15 protein-coding genes and 2 pseudogenes are annotated in these 19,121 nt (G+C 72.3%); 2 read left to right on the top strand and 15 right to left on the bottom strand.

What is annotated here, in order from left to right; all coding sequences use genetic code 11:
- Positions 1–218 precede the first annotated feature (218 nt).
- The 8 genes from ACTWP8_RS14670 to ACTWP8_RS14635 all read right to left on the bottom strand — a co-directional run bounded on the left by ACTWP8_RS14670 (position 219) and on the right by ACTWP8_RS14635 (position 9,309).
- Positions 219–1,925, bottom strand: coding sequence for an MFS transporter (locus ACTWP8_RS14670; RefSeq protein ID WP_443322573.1), 1,707 nt, complete (start codon positions 1,923–1,925; stop codon positions 219–221).
- Positions 1,926–2,392: 467 nt separating this feature from the next.
- Positions 2,393–3,415: a class II fructose-bisphosphate aldolase gene (fbaA, locus tag ACTWP8_RS14665; RefSeq protein WP_443318267.1), complete on the bottom strand. Its 1,023-nt coding sequence runs from the start codon at positions 3,413–3,415 to the stop codon at positions 2,393–2,395.
- Positions 3,416–3,637: 222 nt separating this feature from the next.
- Complete coding sequence (pyrE, locus tag ACTWP8_RS14660) at positions 3,638–4,183, bottom strand: orotate phosphoribosyltransferase (RefSeq protein WP_443322572.1); 546 nt, start codon at positions 4,181–4,183, stop codon at positions 3,638–3,640.
- A gap of 49 nt (positions 4,184–4,232) precedes the next feature.
- Positions 4,233–5,057, bottom strand: coding sequence for an aldose epimerase family protein (locus tag ACTWP8_RS14655; RefSeq protein WP_443322571.1), 825 nt, complete (start codon positions 5,055–5,057; stop codon positions 4,233–4,235).
- Between the two features lie 33 nt (positions 5,058–5,090).
- A complete protein-coding gene (locus tag ACTWP8_RS14650; RefSeq protein WP_443322570.1) occupies positions 5,091–6,152 on the bottom strand; it encodes an SRPBCC domain-containing protein in 1,062 nt (353 codons plus the stop codon).
- Between the two features lie 258 nt (positions 6,153–6,410).
- On the bottom strand, positions 6,411–7,073 hold the full coding sequence (locus tag ACTWP8_RS14645; protein WP_443322569.1) for a PepSY domain-containing protein: 663 nt from the start codon (positions 7,071–7,073) through the stop codon (positions 6,411–6,413).
- Between the two features lie 37 nt (positions 7,074–7,110).
- On the bottom strand, positions 7,111–8,685 hold the full coding sequence (locus ACTWP8_RS14640; RefSeq protein ID WP_443322568.1) for a polyamine aminopropyltransferase: 1,575 nt from the start codon (positions 8,683–8,685) through the stop codon (positions 7,111–7,113).
- Between the two features lie 81 nt (positions 8,686–8,766).
- On the bottom strand, positions 8,767–9,309 hold the full coding sequence (locus ACTWP8_RS14635) for a DUF2617 family protein (RefSeq protein WP_443318273.1): 543 nt from the start codon (positions 9,307–9,309) through the stop codon (positions 8,767–8,769).
- A gap of 857 nt (positions 9,310–10,166) precedes the next feature.
- On the opposite strand from ACTWP8_RS14635, the gene ACTWP8_RS14630 reads away from it, so the two are divergent.
- Entirely contained in the window at positions 10,167–11,369 is a 1,203-nt protein-coding gene (locus ACTWP8_RS14630; protein ID WP_443322585.1) for a pyridoxal phosphate-dependent aminotransferase, read from the top strand.
- A gap of 478 nt (positions 11,370–11,847) precedes the next feature.
- Positions 11,848–13,080 (top strand): hypothetical protein, encoded by a 1,233-nt coding sequence (locus ACTWP8_RS14625; protein WP_443322567.1) that lies wholly within the window; start codon positions 11,848–11,850, stop codon positions 13,078–13,080.
- 53 nt (positions 13,081–13,133) lie between these two features.
- On the opposite strand, the gene ACTWP8_RS14620 is transcribed toward ACTWP8_RS14625, so the two are convergent.
- From ACTWP8_RS14620 to dnaJ, 7 genes and pseudogenes are all read right to left on the bottom strand, one after another.
- A complete protein-coding gene (locus ACTWP8_RS14620; protein WP_443322566.1) occupies positions 13,134–13,676 on the bottom strand; it encodes a YbjN domain-containing protein in 543 nt (180 codons plus the stop codon).
- A 37-nt stretch (positions 13,677–13,713) separates the two neighbouring features.
- Positions 13,714–14,790: pseudogene (locus tag ACTWP8_RS14615) on the bottom strand (AAA family ATPase); the annotation flags it as partial.
- Between the two features lie 134 nt (positions 14,791–14,924).
- Positions 14,925–16,437, bottom strand: a pseudogene (locus tag ACTWP8_RS14610) (Clp protease N-terminal domain-containing protein); the annotation flags it as partial.
- 214 nt (positions 16,438–16,651) lie between these two features.
- Positions 16,652–16,948 carry a hypothetical protein gene (locus tag ACTWP8_RS14605; RefSeq protein ID WP_443322565.1) on the bottom strand — a complete coding sequence of 99 codons (297 nt, stop codon included), beginning with the start codon at positions 16,946–16,948 and terminating at the stop codon, positions 16,652–16,654.
- Between the two features lie 5 nt (positions 16,949–16,953).
- Positions 16,954–17,322 (bottom strand): cupin domain-containing protein, encoded by a 369-nt coding sequence (locus ACTWP8_RS14600; RefSeq protein ID WP_443322584.1) that lies wholly within the window; start codon positions 17,320–17,322, stop codon positions 16,954–16,956.
- Positions 17,323–17,460: 138 nt separating this feature from the next.
- Positions 17,461–17,931 carry a heat shock protein transcriptional repressor HspR gene (locus ACTWP8_RS14595; RefSeq protein ID WP_443318278.1) on the bottom strand — a complete coding sequence of 157 codons (471 nt, stop codon included), beginning with the start codon at positions 17,929–17,931 and terminating at the stop codon, positions 17,461–17,463.
- A 1-nt stretch (position 17,932) separates the two neighbouring features.
- The gene (gene dnaJ, locus ACTWP8_RS14590) at positions 17,933–19,117 is read right to left on the bottom strand and encodes a molecular chaperone DnaJ (RefSeq protein WP_443322564.1); all 1,185 of its coding nucleotides are present in this window, start codon (positions 19,115–19,117) and stop codon (positions 17,933–17,935) included.
- Between the last annotated feature and the right edge of the window lie 4 nt (positions 19,118–19,121).

Genomic DNA, 19,121 nt, shown 5'->3' with positions numbered 1-19,121 from the left:
GCCTCCACACCGGGAATTCCGACCCACGCGCCCCTTCCCAAGGAGCAGGCAGTCGGCAGACCTTCCGGGTCCGCGAGGCCTACCCCAGCCCGATCTCGTACCTGCAGGTCACGCTGCTGGACCGGCAGCGGAAGGCCGCCGCGCGCGACGAGGCGCCGGACCCGCTGGGGCGGGCCCCTGCTGGCACCCAAAGCCTGGGGTCGCCGGGCACGCGTGCCCTAGGCGCCCACCGTGCCCGGCGCCGGGGCGGGGCGGGGTTCGCCGGGGTCGAGCGGGGGTGCCGCGACCGCGCAGTGAGTGCGGCACTCCGCGCGGCAGACCTGCGGCTCGCCCGGCGCCGCAGGCGCCAGGACATCGGACCGTACGGCCAGCCACGCGATCAGCGCCCCCACCACCAGAACCCCGGCACAGATCGTCATCGCCCGCTCAAAGGTCTGGTCGAACTCCGTCGCCGACCGGTACGCCTCCGGGCCCGTCCCCGCGAGCAGCGGCAGCGCCGCCACCGCGATCAGCCCGCCCGCGCGCGCCACCGCGTTGTTGACGCCGCTCGCGAGCCCCGCGCGCTCCACGACGACCGACGCCAGCACGGTCGAGGTCAGCGGCGCGACCAGCAGCACCATGCCGAAGCCCTGGACCAGCAGCGCGGGCAGCACATCGGCCCAGTACGAGGAGCCGGGCCCGGCCCGCAGCATCAGCAGCATCCCGCACGCGCACAGCAGCGGCCCCGCGGTGAGCGGAATGCGCGGCCCGATCCGCTGCCCCAGCTCCCCGGAGCGCGCGGACAGCAGCAGCATCAGCAGGGTCGTGGGCAGCAGCGCCGTTCCGGCGGCGAGCGCCGAGTACCCGAGGACGACCTGCAGCTGGAGCACGGACAGGAAGAAGAATCCGCCGAAGGCGGCGTACACGCAGAAGGTCACGGCGTTGACGGCTGTGAACTGACGTGACGCGAAGATCTGCGGCGGCACCATCGGGTCGGCGCGCCGTCGCTCCATCCGTACGAAAACGGCGCCGAGCAGCAGCCCGGCGACTGCCGCGCCGATGATGACCGGGGAGGCGCCCTGCTCGGGCGCGTCGATCAGGGCGTACGTGATCGCGCCGAGCGCCAGCGCGCCGACCGCCGCACCTGCCACGTCGAACCGCCCGTGCGCCTGCGGATCGCGCGTCTCCGGGACATGCCGCATCGCCACGGGCACGCAGATGGCGGCCAACGGCACGTTCAGCAGGAAGACCCAGCGCCAGCCGGGCCCGTCGACCAGCCAGCCACCGACGAACGGCCCGACCGCCGCCGCGACCCCGCCGAGCCCGGACCACGCGCCGACCGCCCGCGCCCGGTCATCGGGGTGGAACGTCGACTGGATCAGGGCGAGCGAGCCGGGCGTGAGCAGCGCACCGCCGATGCCCTGGAGGGCGCGCGCTGCGATCAGCATGACGGCGTTGGGCGCGAGCCCGCACGCCAGAGACGCCAGCGCGAACCAGACGATCCCTACGACGAAGACCCGGCGCCGGCCGAACCGGTCGCCGAGCGCGCCGCCGAGCAGGATCAGCCCGGCGAGGGTGAGCAAGTAGGCGTTGACGGTCCACTGCAGGACCGCCAGGTCGGCGTTGAGATCGGCGCCGATACGGGGGAGGGCGACGTTGACGACCGTGCTGTCGAGCAGGGCCATACCGGAGCCGAGGACGGTGGTCAGCACCACCCAGCGCCCGGTCGCCTCGGACAGCCGGATCGTCCCGGCCCGCCCCGGCACGGTCACGGGCGGCCCCGCCACCAGGGGCTCCTCCGCCGCGGGCTCCTCCGCGCCGGCGTTCGGCCGGGGCTCCGGGCCCGGTCCGCCCGCCTCCGGCGGGTTTCGGGGACCGGGTTCCGGCCCGGCACGGGGCGGCTCGCGGCCGGGCTCGCTCGCCGCGCCGCGCGAGGAGTCGCTCATACCTGGATCATCCTCGCGTCACCCCAACGAGGCCACCCCCGCCGCCCACACCGCGCCCAGCCTCCCAACCGCGACCCGGCCGTCCCCCCAGCGGCGGCCACCCGCGCCGAGCAGGACGCCCACAACACGGCCACCCCGGCCGCTCAACACCACCCAACGCGCTGGGCCCGGCACCCCATATGAGGTGCCGGGCCCAGCAGGCGAACCCCGCGATCAACGGCGCGGTCGGCCCCGACGCGCGGAGCGCGTCACCTTCAGCTTCATGCCGTGGAACGCAGGTCCGCGCCGGCCCGCCGCTCAACACCACCCAACGCACTGGGCCCGGCACCCCATATGAGGTGCCGGGCCCAGCAGAGGAACCCCACGGTCAGCGGACCATCGGCCCCGGCGCCTGCGGCGGGCACCACTGGCGCCCCCGCGCCCGGCCCAGAGCCCGACCGCATCCGACATACGACGCGCGAAGCGCGTTACTTCAGCTTCGTGCCCGTGGAGCGGAGGTCCGCGCAGGCCTTCGTCACGCGCACGGCCATGCCCGCCTCCGCCTGCTTGCCCCAGCTGCGCGGGTCGTACATCTTCTTGTTGCCGACCTCGCCGTCGACCTTCAGCACGCCGTCGTAGTTGCGGAACATGTGGTCCGCGACCGGCCGCGAGAACGCGTACTGCGTGTCCGTGTCGAGGTTCATCTTCACGACGCCGTTCTCCAACGCCGTACGGATCTCCTCCTCCGTGGAGCCGGATCCGCCGTGGAAGACGAAGTCGAACGGGTCGGCCTTGCCGTACTTCGCCGCGATGCCGTCCTGGAGCTCGCGCAGCAGGTCGGGGCGGAGCACGACGTTGCCCGGCTTGTAGACGCCGTGGACGTTGCCGAAGGACGCGGCCAGCAGGTAGCGGCCCTTCTCGCCCAGGCCCAGCGCCTCGGCGGTCCGCTCGGCGTCGGAGACGGTCGTGTAGAGCTCGTCGTTGATCTCGTGCGAGACGCCGTCCTCCTCGCCGCCGGTCGGGGTGATCTCGACCTCGAGGATGATCTTGGCCTTGGCGGCCTCGGCGAGCAGCTCCTGCGCAATGGCCAGGTTCTCGTCGAGCTTCTCGGCGGAGCCGTCCCACATGTGGGACTGGAAGAGCGGGTTCTGGCCGCCGGCCACGCGCTCCTGCGAGATGGCGAGCAGCGGCCGTACGTACCCGTCGAGCTTGTCCTTCGGGCAGTGGTCGGTGTGCAGCGCGACGTTCACCGGGTACTTCTTGGCGACGATGTGCGCGAACTCGGCCAGCGCGACCGCGCCGGAGACCATGTCCTTGCTGTACTGGCCACCCAGGAACTCCGCGCCACCCGTGGAGATCTGGATGATGCCGTCGCTCTCCGCCTCGGCGAAGCCGCGGAGCGCCGCGTGCAGCGTCTGGGTCGAGGTCACATTGATGGCCGGGTAGGCGAACTTGCCTGCCTTCGCCCGGTCGAGCATCTCGTTGTAGACCTCGGGGGTTGCGATGGGCATCTGTCCGCTCCTTGTGATGTGCGGGGTTTCCGGATAGTGGCCCTGACCTAGGGGGCGACGTCATCGTCGGCCCCATCTTCCCAGACGCGGACGATTGGTCCACCCGGCCCGGCCCCGAACCGCCGCGAAACCGCCCCGGCAGACGCACCGAGGGGTGGAGAGTTTCACGTGAAACCCCCCACCCCTCGAAAAACCCGCAGGTCAGAAGCGTGACCGACCGACTCAGCCGAGGCCCAGGTCCGCCAGCCCGTACGCCTGGTAGTACGGAAGCCCGGCCTCCGCAATCGCGGGCGCGGCGCCCCGCTCGACGATCACCGCGACGGCGACGACCTCGGCGCCCGCCTCGCGCGCCGCCTCGACGGCGGTCAGCGGCGAGCCGCCCGTCGTCGACGTGTCCTCGACGACCAGGACCCGGCGGCCCTTGATGTCCGGGCCCTCGATACGGCGCTGCATGCCGTGCGTCTTCTGCGCCTTCCGTACGACGAAGGCGTCGAGCTTGCGGCCGCGCGCGGCGGCGGCGTGCAGCATCGCGGCCGCAACCGGGTCCGCGCCGAGCGTCAGCCCGCCCACGGCGTCGTAGTCCAGGTCGGCCGTGGTGTCCAGCATCACCTGGCCGACGAGCGGCGCGGCCTCCGCGTCGAGGGTGATCCGGCGGAGGTCGATGTAGTAGTCGGCCTCAAGCCCGGACGAGAGGGTCACCTTGCCGTGGACCACGGCCTTGTCCTTGATCTGCTGCAGCAGGGCGTCACGCGCATCGCTCATGCCCATGAGCCTAAGCGGTTCACGGACCCCGGCGCTCCGGCCCCGGCGCTCCGCGCTACAGCCTGCGCCAGCTCCAGGTTGTCGAGACCTCCAGCGGATCGACGGGGGTCACCAGGCGCGGCAGCGTGTTCAGGCCGTTCGGCGGTCCTGACTGCGGCTCGACGCACACCGCCTCGGCCTGCTCGTCGTAGACGACGACCCACTCGGCGCGGCTGGTGACCTTCAGCTCCAGCTGCCCGGGCCAGGTGAGGGTGACGTCCACCCCGTCCGGCATGCAGAAGCAGTCGTCCCACGGCCCGGGCTGCGGCTCGATACGGCGGCCGGTCGGCAGGTGGTCGTCCCCGCGCTCCTCCTGCCACGCGGGCGTGAACGCGATCTCGACATCGGCGCCGCCGCCCCCCAGGTTCCGCAGAAACCAGGGGTGCCAGCCCGCCTGCGCGGGGAAGGAGTCGTCGATCGTCTCGATCCCCATGGTGAGGGTCAGGGAGTCCTCGGCGAGCTCGACGAGCTGGGTGACCCGGCCCGCGTACGGCCACGGGTCGGCGAGGTCGTACGTGCAGACGGCGGAGGCCTTCTCGGTCCGGGCCGTGCGCCAGGCGGTGTCGCGGCCGGTGCCGTGAATCGCGTGCGGCGGATTGTTCACGGGCAGCTGGTGCTGCACGGCGCCGTCGAGGAACCGGCCGTGGTCGACCCGGCCGCACCACGGCACCATCGGGAACGCGCCGTACTTCGCGCCCTGCCGCAGCAGCTCCGTACCGCCGATGCGCAGCGAGCCGATCCGGCAGCCGAGGGCGGGGAGAAGGGTCAACTCGGCTTCGCCGGCCTCGAGTCGGATGCCTCGGGTGCCGGAGCCGGTTTCCGTCGTGTCCTGGGTGCTCACACCCCCGACCCTAGCCGCGGGCGGTGGCCGTGGTCAGCGACGGCGGCGCAGGATACGGCTGACGACGACGGCGGAGGCGATGAGCGCGGCCGCGGCGGGTGCGGCCCAGCGGAGGGGGACGGTGCTGGCGGTGGCCTCGGGGGCGGGGACCGGGGCGTACCGGCCGCGCGGGGGCGCGTGGTCGACCTCCTCGGCGCTGCGGCCGATCATCGTGCGGCGGGCGTGCGCGGCCTCGGCGGGCGGCTCGGCGCCGATCCCGCCGTCGAGCTCCTCGTCCAGCCCGCCGTCGAGCGATTCGTCGAGGCCACCGGCCGCGGTGTCGCTCCCCGGGCCGCCGTCCACCTCGTCGTCGGCGAGGCCGGGCTCGTCGTCCGTGCCGGACTGCGGGTCCAGCGACGGGGGCGGCACCTCGGTCTCGAAGACGGACGCCGACTCGGACCACTCGCGCCCGGGGACCGGCCCCGTGTCCGCGCCGCCTTCGGGCCCTTCCGCCCCTTCCGCCTCCGGTGCGGCGGTCTCCGCAGAGGTGGTAGAGGTGGTATCGCCCGGCCGGTCGTTCTTCGGTTTCTCCGGCGACGGGATCCCGGGGATGACGCGCTGATTGTCGTCCTCCGGGTCGCCCGTGCCGATGGGCGCCGATTCGAGGCCCGAGGCCAGCTCCGCGGCGAAACGGTCCAGCAGACGGCGCCCTGCCGTCGCGGCCGCCGTTGCGCCCAGGTCGGCGAGGCGGCCCTCGCTGCGCACCGTCCCGGTGCACGCCAGCCGCGACCCGCCATCCGCCGCGGACAGCCGTACGTTCATCGCGACCTTCACGGAGCCGCTGCCCCGCGCCTCCGTCCCCTCGCCTTCCACCGCGAGGTCGCCGCCGTCCTGCTCGGTGATACGGAGGCGGCCGCGATAGGTGATGGTCGAGCTGCCGATGCGCAGCCGCAGCCGGCCCGCGAGATCGACTGGCCCCGCGAGGGCGTCCGGTGCGTCCGACGACTCGTCGGAATCCCTCTGGAAGCCCGGGATACAGCGGGAGACGCGCGCGGGATCGGCGAGGGCCTGCCGCACGGTGTCGGCGGAGAACGGAACGAACACCTCATGCTCCATGGGGACCGAGCCTACCCAGCCATCCCCGTCCGGCACCCTCATCCGTCCGACATCTGCCCGACGACTTCCGTTCGCATCCGCCACGCGACTTCCGCCTTCCCGTCCGCCCTCTCGTACGTACCGTGCGCCCCGCACGCTCAGCCGCCCGCATGGATCCTGTCCGCACCGGCGGAGCCGCACGTCGTCGTCAGCCGGTGAGGCCGGGCCGTAAGACCGGTGAGGCCGGGCCGTAAGACGTGCCGGGAAGTCGGATACGCCCTAGCCGTCCGCCCCGGACGTCAGGACATTGCCCGTGGTCGCATCGAGGATCACCTCGCGGCCCGCGTCGTCGTCGCCGGCACCGGGCGTGGTCTGGGTGACCTGCCAGACGATCCTGCCGTCGGAGCGGGTGTCGATCTCCAGGGAGTCCAGCTCCGACGGCCGGTACGCGTAGGCCAGGCGTACGGCCTGCTGGGCGGTCGTCTTCGAGAACCGCAGCTTGGCGACGTCGTCGTCGGGCGTCAGATCGCGGTGCCTGCTGAGGAGCTTCGAGCCGTCCCCGGAGACCGTCACCTCGTACTCGTCCGCGTACTCGTCGTTGCGCTTGGACGCGACGACGACCTCCCAGATCCGTTCGCCCCGTGCGTCGCGCTCTCCCTCCACCTCGAAGGACGCGCCGCGCGGCACGGCCAGGTCGGCGGTGTTCAGCGCCCTGATGGCGGTCAGCACCGACTCCGGCGTGGCCTCCGGGGCGGGCATCGTGCGCGGGGCGCGGTCCGCCCTGCGGTCCCACGCGCGCGGGGCGGAATCGCCGCCGGAGTCGGAGGTGTCGGAGCTCGCGCAGCCCGTGAGGACGGCCGCGGCCGCGACGGCTACAGCGGCCGCGGCGGCCGGCCCTGTCGCGCCGCCGCGAAAGCGGTCGTACGTCCGGATTGCTGGCATGTGTCGCATGCCACCCGTTTCTACACCCGACGGGCCGTCAGTCCAGGTACCGCGGGTGCATCAGCGTGGACGCGGGCAGCCCGGTCACCCGCTCGCGCTCCGCGGCCCGCCCCGCCGCCCGCAGCGAGGCCGCGGTCAGCGAGCGCAGCCGGGGTCCGTGGGGTGCCAACTCCAGCCGCACCGGCCGCTGTCCCGCCGACGCCATGACGAATCCCCGGCCCCGCGGCCCCGCCATCCAATAGGGCGCCGTCCGCAGGCCCGCGGACCGCAGCGTCGCGTCCACCGTCCAGAAGACACGCGGCCGTACGGACGTCCGCCCTGCGTGGACGGCGAACCGGCCGTCCGGGACCATGACGCGCCGGACCAGCCCGTAGAACTCCTGCGAATAGAGCTTCGTGCTCGGCGTGAGGTCCGGATCGGGCAGATCGGAGAGCACCGCCTCGTACGGGCCCTGTCCCTGGCGCACCGCCTCCCGCAGCCAGTCGAAGGGGTCGGCCGTCACCACCCGCACCCGCCGGTCGCCGAAGGCGTCCCCGTTCAGCGCGGAGAGACCCGGGTCGGTGCGGGCGAGCCGGACCAGCTCCGGGTCGGGTTCGACGAGCGTCACCGCGGCGACGTCCTGGTGACGCAGCACCTCGCGCAGCGCGATCCCGTCGCCGCCGCCCAGCACCAGGACCCGGCGGTGGGGTCCGGCCATCGCCGGGTGGACCAGCGCCTCGTGGCAGCGGAGCGCGTCGCGGCCGCTGACCCGCAGCCGGCCGTCGACGAAGAGGGACCTCCCGGCTCCCCCGGTGACGACGACCTCCTGCACCCCCGTCCCCACGGCCACGCGCACGTCCGCCCCGTACACCGCGCGCCGCGCCGCACGCTCGAAGGGTTCGGTGAGGACCGTCCCGGCAGCGAGCAGCGCCAGCACGAGCACATTGGCGCCGAGCAGCAGCCACCGCGCCCGTACGGTCAGGTCGCGGCGGAACAGCCAGAGCACCACCGCGCCGCCCGCCATCGCGTTCACCGCGCCCGTCAGCAGCGCGCCGCGCGGCTGCCCGAGGGCCGGCAGCAGCAGGAAGGGGAAGGCGAGACCGCCGGCCAGCGCGCCCACGTAGTCCGCCGCGAAGAGGTCGGCGACCGCGCCGCCCGCATCCTGCTTCCTGATCCGCTGAATGAGCGTCATCAGCAGCGGCACCTCCGCCCCGATGAGCACCCCGATGGCGGCGGAGAAGGCGACCATCACGGCGCGGGACTGGCCGAGCCAGGCGAACGCGGCGTACAGCGCCATCGCCGACGAGCCGCCGACCAGCGCGAGCACCGCCTCGACACCTCCGAAGCCCGCGACGGGCCGGCACCGCAGCCGCTTGGCGAGCAGCGAGCCGACGCCCATCGCGGAGACCATCACGGACAGCACGACGGACGCCTGGGTGACGGAGTCGCCGGACAAGTACGAGGCGAGGGCGACGAGTTCGAGCTCGTAGACCAGTCCGCAGGCCGCGCAGACGAAGACCGCGGCCAGGACCAGGAAGCGGCCGAGGCCTGCCGGTACGGGGAGCGGCGCCGGGCCCTGCCGCTCCCGCGGCGGCACGGCTGGACGGACGCCGGCCACAGGCGGATCGATCATGCGAAGAACGCTACGGGAGGCGAATCGTCGGACATGTCACCCACACGGGTGCGATGGGGGCATGGGCTGCGGCGGCGCGCGCTACCCGTGCGCGGGCTTGTCCCGGCGTGTGCCCCGGCAGCCGTACCCGGCGACTTGCGTCCAGGTCGTGACGAGCCTCCCCTCCTGCGGATAGGAGTGCCAGGTCCGCCACCCCAACTGGCCCTCGCGGAACTGCGCCAGCATGGCGGTGAACGCGTACGGGCTGCCGGGGAAGGTGCCGGCGAGGCCGTACGGATGGTCGGCGACCAGCGCGAGCAGGTCCTGGGCGCGCCCGGCGAAGGAGGACTGCGAGAGGGTCTCCACGTGGGCCGCGAACTCGTACTCCCAGGCCCCGATGCGCTTGGCGACGCCCAGGGGCAGCGGCGTCGCGCTGCCGGGCATGCAGGCCACCGTCTCCGAGCACTGGCCGCGCTCCTCCTCGACGAGCACTTGGTGAGAGGCGCCGAGCAGCCTCAACTGAACGGTGGCGGACCCCAGTTGGAGCTTCATTTCGGCGAGGGCGGGCAGCGGCTCTCTGTTCAGCGCCCAGGCCAGGTCGGCGGCGCGGGTATCGGTGTATGCAGTCTTGAGGGTGGTGAGCATGGGTCGGCTCCGCAAACAGCACGCAGTGGAATCACGCAAGGAAAATGGGTGGGCCGGCCCGCCCCGGCAGAAGGGTGCGGGGGAGCAACGCTGGGCGGCTCGCGCCAGCGTGGGGTCCGGGGGGATACGAAATCATGAGATGCTCGGGGCCCACAGCGCTTTTACCCAACTTCGCCGGGTTTCCATCCTTCAGAGGGCCACGCGGTTCAACTGTTCAAAACCGAAGCGCCCGGCGGGAGTTGGGCCCGCCGGGCGCATATGCGGTGTTGCATGGGACAGCCGCACAACCTCCGGTCAGATGCGGCCACCGAGCCCCCCGTTCCCGGTGGCCGCCCGGATCAGCTGCCGCCGCCCCCGCCGCCGCATCCCCCGCCGCCCCCGCCGCCTCCACCGCAGGAGGAACCCCCGCCACAGGACGAGTTGCTTCCGCACGAGGAGCCGCCGCCACAGGAGGCACCCCCGCCGCCGCCCGCCCACCAGCTGCCGCTGCTGCCGCTGCTGCCCCTGCGTCCGCGCCGGTTCCTCGAGCGGCCCCCGCCGCTCGTCGCACCGACGACGCCGGCGAACACAATGACCGCGAAAACCGCGAAAAAGAAGATCTCCATCGTCCTCACTCTCCTTTCAAATCCCCCCGAAGCGAGGCTCCGCTCCTTGCGTGGGGACCTGATGCCCCCGGTCCCGAAGGCCCAAAGCAGAGTTGAGGAAGTCCAGAGGTTTGGGCGCGGCGCGCAGAAGGGGCGGCCGCCTCGCGGCGGTGCGGCCGGCAGTTGGTCCGCAGCATGCCCGCATTCGACGGCCGACCCAATTCGGCGCAGGCCAAGGTTCCAAGGTTGAGGAAACCAGCCGGTCCGCGCAGGATGTCCCGCATGGGACGACCACTCCTCAATCGCCGCCTCGCCGAATTCGGTACGACGATCTTCGCCGAGATGTCCGCGCTCGCCGTCCGCACCGGCTCGATCAACCTGGGGCAAGGCTTCCCCGACACCGACGGGCCCGAGGAGATCAGGGAGGCCGCGGTGCGTGCGCTGCGGGACGGGCGCGGGAACCAGTACCCGCCGGGCCCCGGGATCCCCGAGCTGCGCACGGCCATCGCCGAGCACCAGCGGCGGCGTTACGGGCTCGGCTTCGACCCCGACCGCGAGGTCCTCGTCACGGCGGGGGCGACCGAGGCCATCGCGGCGTCCCTGCTGGCGCTGCTCGAGCCGGGTGACGAGGTCATCGCGCTCGAGCCGTACTACGACTCGTACGCCGCGTGCATCGCGATGGCCGGAGGCACCCGGGTGCCGGTGACCCTGCGGCCCGACGCCTCATCCCTCACCTACCGGCTCGACCTGGACGAGCTGCGCGCCGCGGTCACCGACCGCACCCGGCTCATCCTCCTCAACACCCCCCACAACCCCACTGGCACCGTGCTGACCCCCGCCGAGCTGGCCGCCGTCGCCGAGCTGGCCTGCGAGCGCGATTTGCTGGTGGTCACCGACGAGGTCTACGAGCACCTCGTCTTCGACGGCGGCGAGCACCTCCCGATCGCGACCTTCCCGGGCATGCGCGAGCGCACCGTCACCATCGGCTCGGCCGGGAAGACCTTCTCCTTCACGGGCTGGAAGGTGGGGTGGGTGACGGCGACGGCCGAGCTGGTCACGGCCGTGCGGTCCGCGAAGCAGTTCCTGACCTACGTGTCGGCCGGGCCCTTCCAGTACGCGGTCGCCGAGGCGCTGCGCCTTCCCGACGCGTACTTCGACTCGCTGCGCGAGGACCTGCGCGCCAAGCGGGACCTGCTGAGCGGTGGCCTCGCCGAGGCGGGTTTCGAGGTGTTCCGCCCGGCGGGCACGTACTTCGTCACCACGGACATCCGGCCGCTGGGCGATAAGGAGTCGAAGGGCGGCGACGGCTTCGCCTTCTGCCGCGCCCTGCCCGAGCGCTGCGGGGTCGTCGCCATCCCGAACGCGGTCTTCTACGACCACCAGGGCGAAGGCGCGCCGTTCGTGCGCTTCGCCTTCTGCAAGCGGGCCGACGTCCTGGAGGAAGCGGTCGCCCGCCTGAAGAGCCTCGCGGCGTAACGCGCTCCGGCGTTCCGGCCGCCCCGCACGTCTTCCCGCCGCCGCCGCGGCCGACCACGACGGCGGCAACCGGCGGTGCCGAACGAGCCACAACCCACGCAGCGCTGCCGGGCGCGGCCGGTTCACCACCGCCGCTCTCCACCATGGTGGTCACTCGCCGTCGCGGCGACAGAAACCATCCGCCGCCGCCGCGGCCTGCCACGACGGCGGCAACCGGCGGTCCAGAGCGAGCCCCAACGCACGAGGCTCTGCCGGCGCGGCGGGACGTTCTTTCGGGGCCCTGGCCGATGGCCGCATGCGCATGCGGCCGAGTGGGTGCGGACGTCGCGGCCGAGTGGGTGCACTTCGCGCCACCGCCGGGCGTCAGCAGTCGCTGCGGGCGGAGGTGCCGCGCAAGGTCGGAGGTGCCGGGTCCCTCCTCCCGTGGCGGCGGGGGCGGGTCCGCTTCCGCCCGCTGCGCCGCACCGGAGGTGCCCCCGTGTCAGCCGACACCCACCTGCCCGCACGCGCCAGCAGACAGCGGCCCCCCGCACGGCTGCGGCCCCGCTGGCGCACACGGGTGCGCAGCGCGCTGCTGCGGGCCGCGCCGGCGCTCGCGCTCTACGCCGCTCTCCGGCTGGGCGGCATGCTCTCCATGGCGATCTGGTCCTGGCACGCCGGGAAGCACCCGCGCATGCTGCTCGGCCACTCCTGGGACGCCATCTGGTACGCGCGGCTCGTCGATCACGGCTACGGCACCGTCGTGCACAGCGACGACCCCACCCGCCTCTACAGCGATCTGGCCTTCTTCCCGCTCTACCCCGCCCTGGTCCGGGGCGTCCGCGCCGTGCTGTCCCTCGGCTTCGTCAACGCCGGGCTGCTGGTGTCCTGGGCGGCGGCGGGTGTCGCGGCCTGGGGGATCTACGCGGTGGGCGAACGGCTGCAGGGCCGCAGGGCCGCCACCCTGCTCGTCGTCCTGTGGGGCGCGCTGCCGCACGCGATCGTCCAGTCGATGGCGTACACCGAGTCGCTGATGACCGCCTTCGCGGCCTGGGCGCTCTACGCGGCGCTGACCGGCCGCTGGCTGTGGGCGGGGACGTGCGCCGTGCTCGCCGGGCTCTCCCGCCCGAACGGCATCGCGGTCGCGGCCGCGGTCGCGCTGGGCGCCGCATGGCAGATCTGCCAGCTGTGGCGGAACCGGACCCCCGACAGTCTCTCGCTGCGCGCCCGCCAGGACTGGCGGCTGTGGGCGGGGGCGGCCCTCGCCCCGCTGGGCTGGCTCGGCTACGTCGTGTGGGTGGGGTGGCAGAAGGGCAGCCCGCTCGTCGGCTACTTCCGGGTGCAGCGGCGCTGGGGCTCGGAGTTCGACTTCGGCGCCGACGCGTGGGGGTCGGTGCGGAACATGGTCCTGGGCCAGGAGCACATCACGTACCCGATGACGGTCGCGGTGGTCGTGCTGGCGGTGCTGCTGTTCGTGCTGCTGTTGCTGGACCGGCCACCGCTCGCGCTGATCGCCTACAGCGGTGTGCTGCTGGTCATCACGCTCGGCGGCGCCCGCTATTTCGGGTCCAAGCCGCGCTTTCTGCTGCCGGCCTTCCCGCTGCTGCTGCCGCTGGCGGTGGGCATGGCGAGAGCCCGGCTGCGCACCGTCGTGGTCACGGTCGGCGCGCTGGCCGGGCTCTCCTGGTGCTACGGGACGTATCTGCTGGCGATCGCCGCCACGGCACCCTAGCGGCGCCCGTCATCAGCGGCATCATCCGCATCACGTCATGACGTCGGACGGCGTCAGTCCTCGTCGTCGCCGTCCTTGTCCTCATCAGGACCTGCGGAGTCGATCTCCTTCTCCAGGCCGAGCTGCTCCACGACCCACCGGTCGAACTCGATCGAGGCCCGCACCCAGCTGACCGTGCTGGACACGAAGTGCTCCAGGCTGACGCCGGTGCCGATCAGCATCTGCGCCTCGCCGATCAGGCGGACGGTGCCGTCGTCGTTGGTGTGGCTGTAAACCTTCGGCCACAGCGTGCGGCGGTTCCAGTCGTCGATCGACTCCAGCAGCAGCGGCTTGGACTCGATGGGGTGCGGCCGGTCGTAGAACGTACGGACAGAGAAGACCTGCTGCTCGTCCTCGCCCCGGAACATGAAGTACGTGCGGAACTGCTCCCACGGCGCGGCGAGATCGCCCTCGTCGTCGACCACGTACTTCAGCTCCATCTGGTCGAGGAGCTGCTTGACCAGGTCCTGATCTGGAATGACGGGGCCCACCGGCCCCGACGGCTGCGGTTCGGGCTGGCCCCCGAAATTCGGAATCGAGGACGGGTCGATAGTCACCGTGGATTTCCCTTCGTACGGTTCCTGCCATCCTCCCTCACACCCGCCCGGTGCTTGCAACCCCGGCCTGTCCGGCGTGCTCCGCTGCGGCGACGGTCAGCCGGTTCGCGCCCTCGTCGAGGCCGACCCGCACGGTGTCGCCGTCCTGGACCTCGCCCGCCAGGATCGCGCGGGCCAGCTGGTCGCCGATCGCCGTCTGCACCAGGCGGCGCAGCGGCCGGGCGCCGTACGTCAGGTCGGGTCCCGCGTCCGGGGCGTCGATCACCGGCTGGTGGCCGAGCCGGGACAGCCACTCCAGTGCCTCGCCGGTGACGTCGAGCGTGAGGCGGCGGTCGGCGAGCCGGCGCTGCAGATGGTCGATCTGGAGCTGGGCGATCCGCTTCAACTGGCCGGTGCCGAGCGGGTGGAAGACCACCACGTCGTCGAGGCGGTTGAGGAACTCGGGGCGGAAGGAGGCCCGTACGGTCTCCAGCACCTTGTCCCGCTTCACGTCCTCGCTGAGCGCCGGGTCGACCAGATAGGCGGAGCCGAGGTTGGAGGTGAGGATGAGGATGGTGTTACGGAAGTCGACGGTCCGGCCCTGGCCGTCCGTGAGCCGTCCGTCGTCCAGCACCTGCAGCAGGATGTCGAAGACCTCGTGGTGGGCCTTCTCCACCTCGTCGAGCAGCACCACGCTGTACGGGCGGCGGCGCACGGCCTCCGTCAGCTGGCCGCCCTCCTCGTAGCCGACGTAGCCGGGCGGGGCGCCGACCAGCCGGGCCACGGAGTGCTTCTCGCTGTACTCGCTCATGTCGATGCGGACCATGGCCCGCTCGTCGTCGAAGAGGAAGTCGGCGAGGGCCTTGGCCAGCTCGGTCTTGCCGACGCCGGTCGGGCCGAGGAAGAGGAAGGAGCCGGTCGGGCGGTCGGGGTCGGAGATGCCGGCCCGCGAGCGGCGTACGGCGTCGGACACGGCCCGTACGGCCTCGGCCTGGCCGATCAGCCGCTTGCCGATCTCGTCCTCCATGCGGAGCAGCTTCTCGGTCTCGCCCTCCAGCAGCCGCCCGGCGGGGATCCCGGTCCAGGAGGAGACGACGTCGGCGATGTCGTCCGGGCCGACCTCCTCGCCCACCATGCCCTCCAGGGCCTTCTGCTCGGCGACGGCCTGGTCGAGTTCCTTACGGGTCTGCGGGATGACCTCGGAGCGCAGCCGTCCCGGGGTGACCCAGTCGCCGGTCTCGGGGGCCTTGCGCTCGGCGAGTTCGAGCTCGGTCTCCAGCTCGTCGAGGCGCTTCTTCAGGTCGCCGACCCGGGTGTGGATCTCCTTCTCGGCGTTCCAGCGGGCGCGCAGGCCGCGCAGCTTCTCCTCCTTCTCGGCGCGGTCCTTGCGCAGCCGGTCCAGCCGCTCGCGGGCGTCCGGGGAGAGGTCCTTCTCGCGGTCCTGCTTCTTCAGCAGCTTGCGTTCCTTCTCCCCGGCCTGGGCCGCCAGCAGCGATTCCTCCTCCATCAGAAGCCGGTCGACGGAGCGCTGGAGTTCGTCGATCTCGACGGGTGAGGAGTCGATCTCCATCTGGAGGCGGGCCGCGGCCTCGTCGACGAGGTCGATGGCCTTGTCGGGCAGGAAGCGGGAGGTGATGTAGCGGTCGGAGAGGGTTGCGGCCGCGACCAGGGCGGAGTCGGCGAGCTGCACGCCGTGGTGGGCCTCGTACCGGCCCTTGAGGCCGCGCAGGATCGCGATGGAGTCCTCGACGGACGGCTCGGCGACCAGGACCTGCTGGAAGCGGCGCTCCAGGGCCGGGTCCTTCTCGATCCGCTCGCGGTACTCGTCGAGCGTGGTCGCGCCGACCATGCGCAGCTCACCGCGGGCCAGCATCGGCTTGAGCATGTTGCCCGCGTCCATCGCCGAGTCGCCGCCGGCGCCCGCGCCGACGACCGTGTGCAGCTCGTCGATGAAGGTGATGATCTGGCCGTCGCTGGCCTTGATCTCGGCGAGCACGGTCTTCAGCCGCTCCTCGAACTCGCCGCGGTACTTGGCGCCCGCGACCATCGCGCCCAGGTCGAGCGCGACAAGCCGCTTGTTCTTCAGTGACTCGGGCACGTCGCCCTTCACGATCCGCTGCGCCAGCCCCTCGACGACGGCGGTCTTGCCGACGCCGGGCTCGCCGATGAGGACGGGATTGTTCTTCGTACGCCGGGAGAGCACCTGGATGACCCGGCGGATCTCGGTGTCCCGGCCGATGACCGGGTCCAGCTTGCCCGTGCGGGCCAGGCCGGTGAAGTCGGTGCCGAACTTCTCCAGGGCCTTGTACGTGCCCTCCGGGTCGGGCGTGGTCACGCGTCGTCCTCCGCGGATCTTCTCGAAGGCGTCGAGCAGCTTCTGTGCGCTCGCGCCCTGCTGGTCGAGCAGCGCACCGGCCTGGCCGCCCTTGGCGGCGACGCCGATGAGCAGATGCTCGGTGGAGATGTAGTCGTCGCCCAGCTCCTTCGCGCGCTGTGCGGCGTCGGCGGCGACCGCGAGCATGGTGCGGTCGGGCTGGGGGGCGGCGACGGTGGAGCCCTGGGCGCTGGGGAGCGCGCCGAGCAGCCGCTCCGCGCCGGACCGTACGGCCGCCATGTCGGCCTCTACGGCGGCCAGCAGGTCCTGGATGTTCTCGTTGTCCTGGCCTTCCAGCAGGGCGAGCAGCAGGTGCACCGGGGTGATGTCGGGGTTCCCTGCGGACACGGCGCGGCTGCTGGCGGCGCTGATGGCTTCCTGGCTCCTGGTGGTCAGCTCGGCATCCACGGGTGTGCGCTCCTCCTCGTCTGCGTCAGGTCGTCCGGCCGGTTTCCATCCTGCCAGACCTGCCAAACTCAACCTGCAGTAAGTTGAGTCTATCTCACTCAAGGAAGCCGTACAGCGCTACGGATGCAGCCCAGTACCCCCAGCCGGCCGCGTCCTCATCGGGATCGCGGCCGGGCGGGCACTGGGGTGTGTCCGGCCGCAGCCGGCGCCGCGGCTACGTCCGCTCGTCCTCGAGGACCTCCAGGTTGATGAACCGGGGCTCACTGGTGCACAGGCTCCGGAACTGCTCGGCGACGCGCTGCGTCTCCGGCAGGTCGTTGTTCACCATCGCCTGCTCGTACGAGGGGAACTCGACGATGTCGACGTAGTGGGCGGGGTTGTCGCGGTCCTTGGTGTGGACCTCGCGCGTCATCGTCCGCTTGCCTTCCGTGGCGCGCAGCCACTCGTCGAAGACCCGCTCCATCTCGTCCTCGCGCTCCGTTTCGTACTCGATGACCTGTACGAACGTCATGGGGATTACTCGCCTTCCCTCGGCTTTGCGTACTCCGTCGCCGTCTGTCCGGCGAAGTCGTACGCCACGACCGGCTCGTCGCCCACAACCCAGGCGTCGTGCCCGGGCGAGGCGACGAACACGTCGCCGGTTCCGACCTCGGACTCCTGGCCGTCGTCCATGCGGACGCGCATCCGGCCGTGCACGATGAACCCGTTGTGGTGCACCTGGCAGCTCTTCGTCCCGGCGATCGGTGCCACGGACTCCGACCAGCGCCAGCCGGGCTCGAAGGTGGCCACGGCGAAGTCCAGCCCGGTCAGGTGTAGGGCTTCGAGGTGGCCGCGGGGGAAGTCGCGCCGCTCATCCGGCTTGTCTATCGCCTTGACTTCCAGCATGTCCGTACCTCCCTTCAAAGACATACCTCCATCGTGCGACTCGGGGCCTATACGGCACAAAGGGACCGTCGGCCCCAAGGAGGGGCTGACGGTCCCTTTCCGGGCAATCCGGGTCGACCAGGCCTTGCCGGGCTACTCCTACTCCGGCCGCTTCGGGCGCCAGACGACCAGCGCGCTGGTCTGCTGGACGTCCTGATACGGCACCAGGTCGCGGCGGTACGAGGCGTGCACCGCGGCCTCGCGCTGCTGCATCGTCGCCGCCGCGCCCTCCAGTGCCTGCTGGAGCTCGGCCACGCGCGCCTGCAGCGCGGTCACCTGGTTCTCCAGCTCGATGATGCGCTTGATGCCGGCGAGGTTGATGCCCTCGTCCTGGGACAGCTGCTGCACCTGCCGGAGCAGCTCGATGTCCCGGGCCGAGTAGCGGCGGCCGCGCCCCGCCGTACGGTCCGGCGAGACCAGGCCGAGACGGTCGTACTGCCGCAGGGTCTGCGGATGCAGACCCGACAGCTGGGCCGCCACCGAGATGACGTAGACGGGCGAGTCGTCGGTGAGCTCGTAGGGGTTCCGGCTCCTGCCGCCCCTGCCTCCTGGCATTCCTCGGCCGTCCATCTCATGCTCCCTTCGCGGCCTGGAACAGCTCCGCCCGCGGGTCGTGACCCGCGGTGGCCTCGGCGAACGCCTCCAGGGCTTCCTTCGCCTTCTCGCCGAGGTCCTTGGGAACGGCCACCTCGACGGTGACCAGCAGGTCGCCGCGGGTGCCGTCCTTGCGCACCGCGCCCTTGCCGCGGGCGCGCATCGTCCGCCCGTTCGGCGTGCCGGGCGGCAGCCTGAGCGTCACCGGCGGCCCACCGAGGGTGGGTACCTTGATCTCGCCGCCGAGCGCCGCCTCCGGATACGTGACGGGCACGGTGACGGTGAGGTTGTCGCCCCTGCGCCCGAACACCGGGTGCGGGTCGACGTTCACGACCACGTACAGATCGCCGTTGGGGCCGCCGCGCTCGCCCGGCGCGCCCTTGCCGCGCAGCCGGATCCGCTGGCCGTCCGCGACGCCCGCCGGGATCCGGACCTGCATGGTGCGGGAGCTGGTGGCCCGCCCGCTGCCCTTGCAGACCTCGCACGGGTCCTGGGCGATCAGCCCGCGGCCCTTGCACTCCACGCAGGGGTCGGTGAGCGAGAAGCCGCCACCGCCGCCGCGCGAGACCTGGCCGGTGCCCACGCAGGTCGGGCACACCCGAGGCGTACCGTTTTTGTCGCCGGTGCCCGAGCAGGCCTTGCACGCCGCCGAGCTGGACATCCGCAGCGGGACCGTGGCCCCGTCCACCGCCTCGGTGAAGCTCAGCGTGACCTCGGACTCGATGTCCTGGCCGCGCCGCGGCTGGGTACGGGTCCCGGGACCGCCGCGGTTGAACAGCCCGCCGAAGACGTCACCGAGACCGCCGCCGAAGCCGCCCGCGCCGCCTGCCCCGCCCTGGGGAGTGCCCCCGAAGAGGTCGCCCAGGTCGAAGTTGAAGCCGCCGGGGCCGCCCGCGCCGGGGCCGGGGCGGAAGCCGCCGTTCCCGAACAGCGCGCGCGCCTCGTCGTACTCCTTGCGGCGCTTGGGGTCGGCCAGCACGTCATTGGCCTCGGAGATCTCCTTGAAGCGCTCCTCGGCCCTGGCGTCGCCCTTGTTGGCGTCCGGATGGTACTCGCGGGCGAGCTTCCGGTACGCCTTCTTGATCTCCGCCTCGGTTGCGTCCTTGGGGACGCCGAGGACCTTGTAGAGGTCCTTTTCCAGCAAGTCCCTGCTCAGGCTCATCCCC

This window comes from Streptomyces sp. 7N604 (assembly GCF_052245475.1).
Classification (GTDB): domain Bacteria; phylum Actinomycetota; class Actinomycetes; order Streptomycetales; family Streptomycetaceae; genus Streptomyces.
Note: the sequence above shows the minus strand (reverse complement) of the source record. Positions and strands in the feature narration are given on the sequence as shown.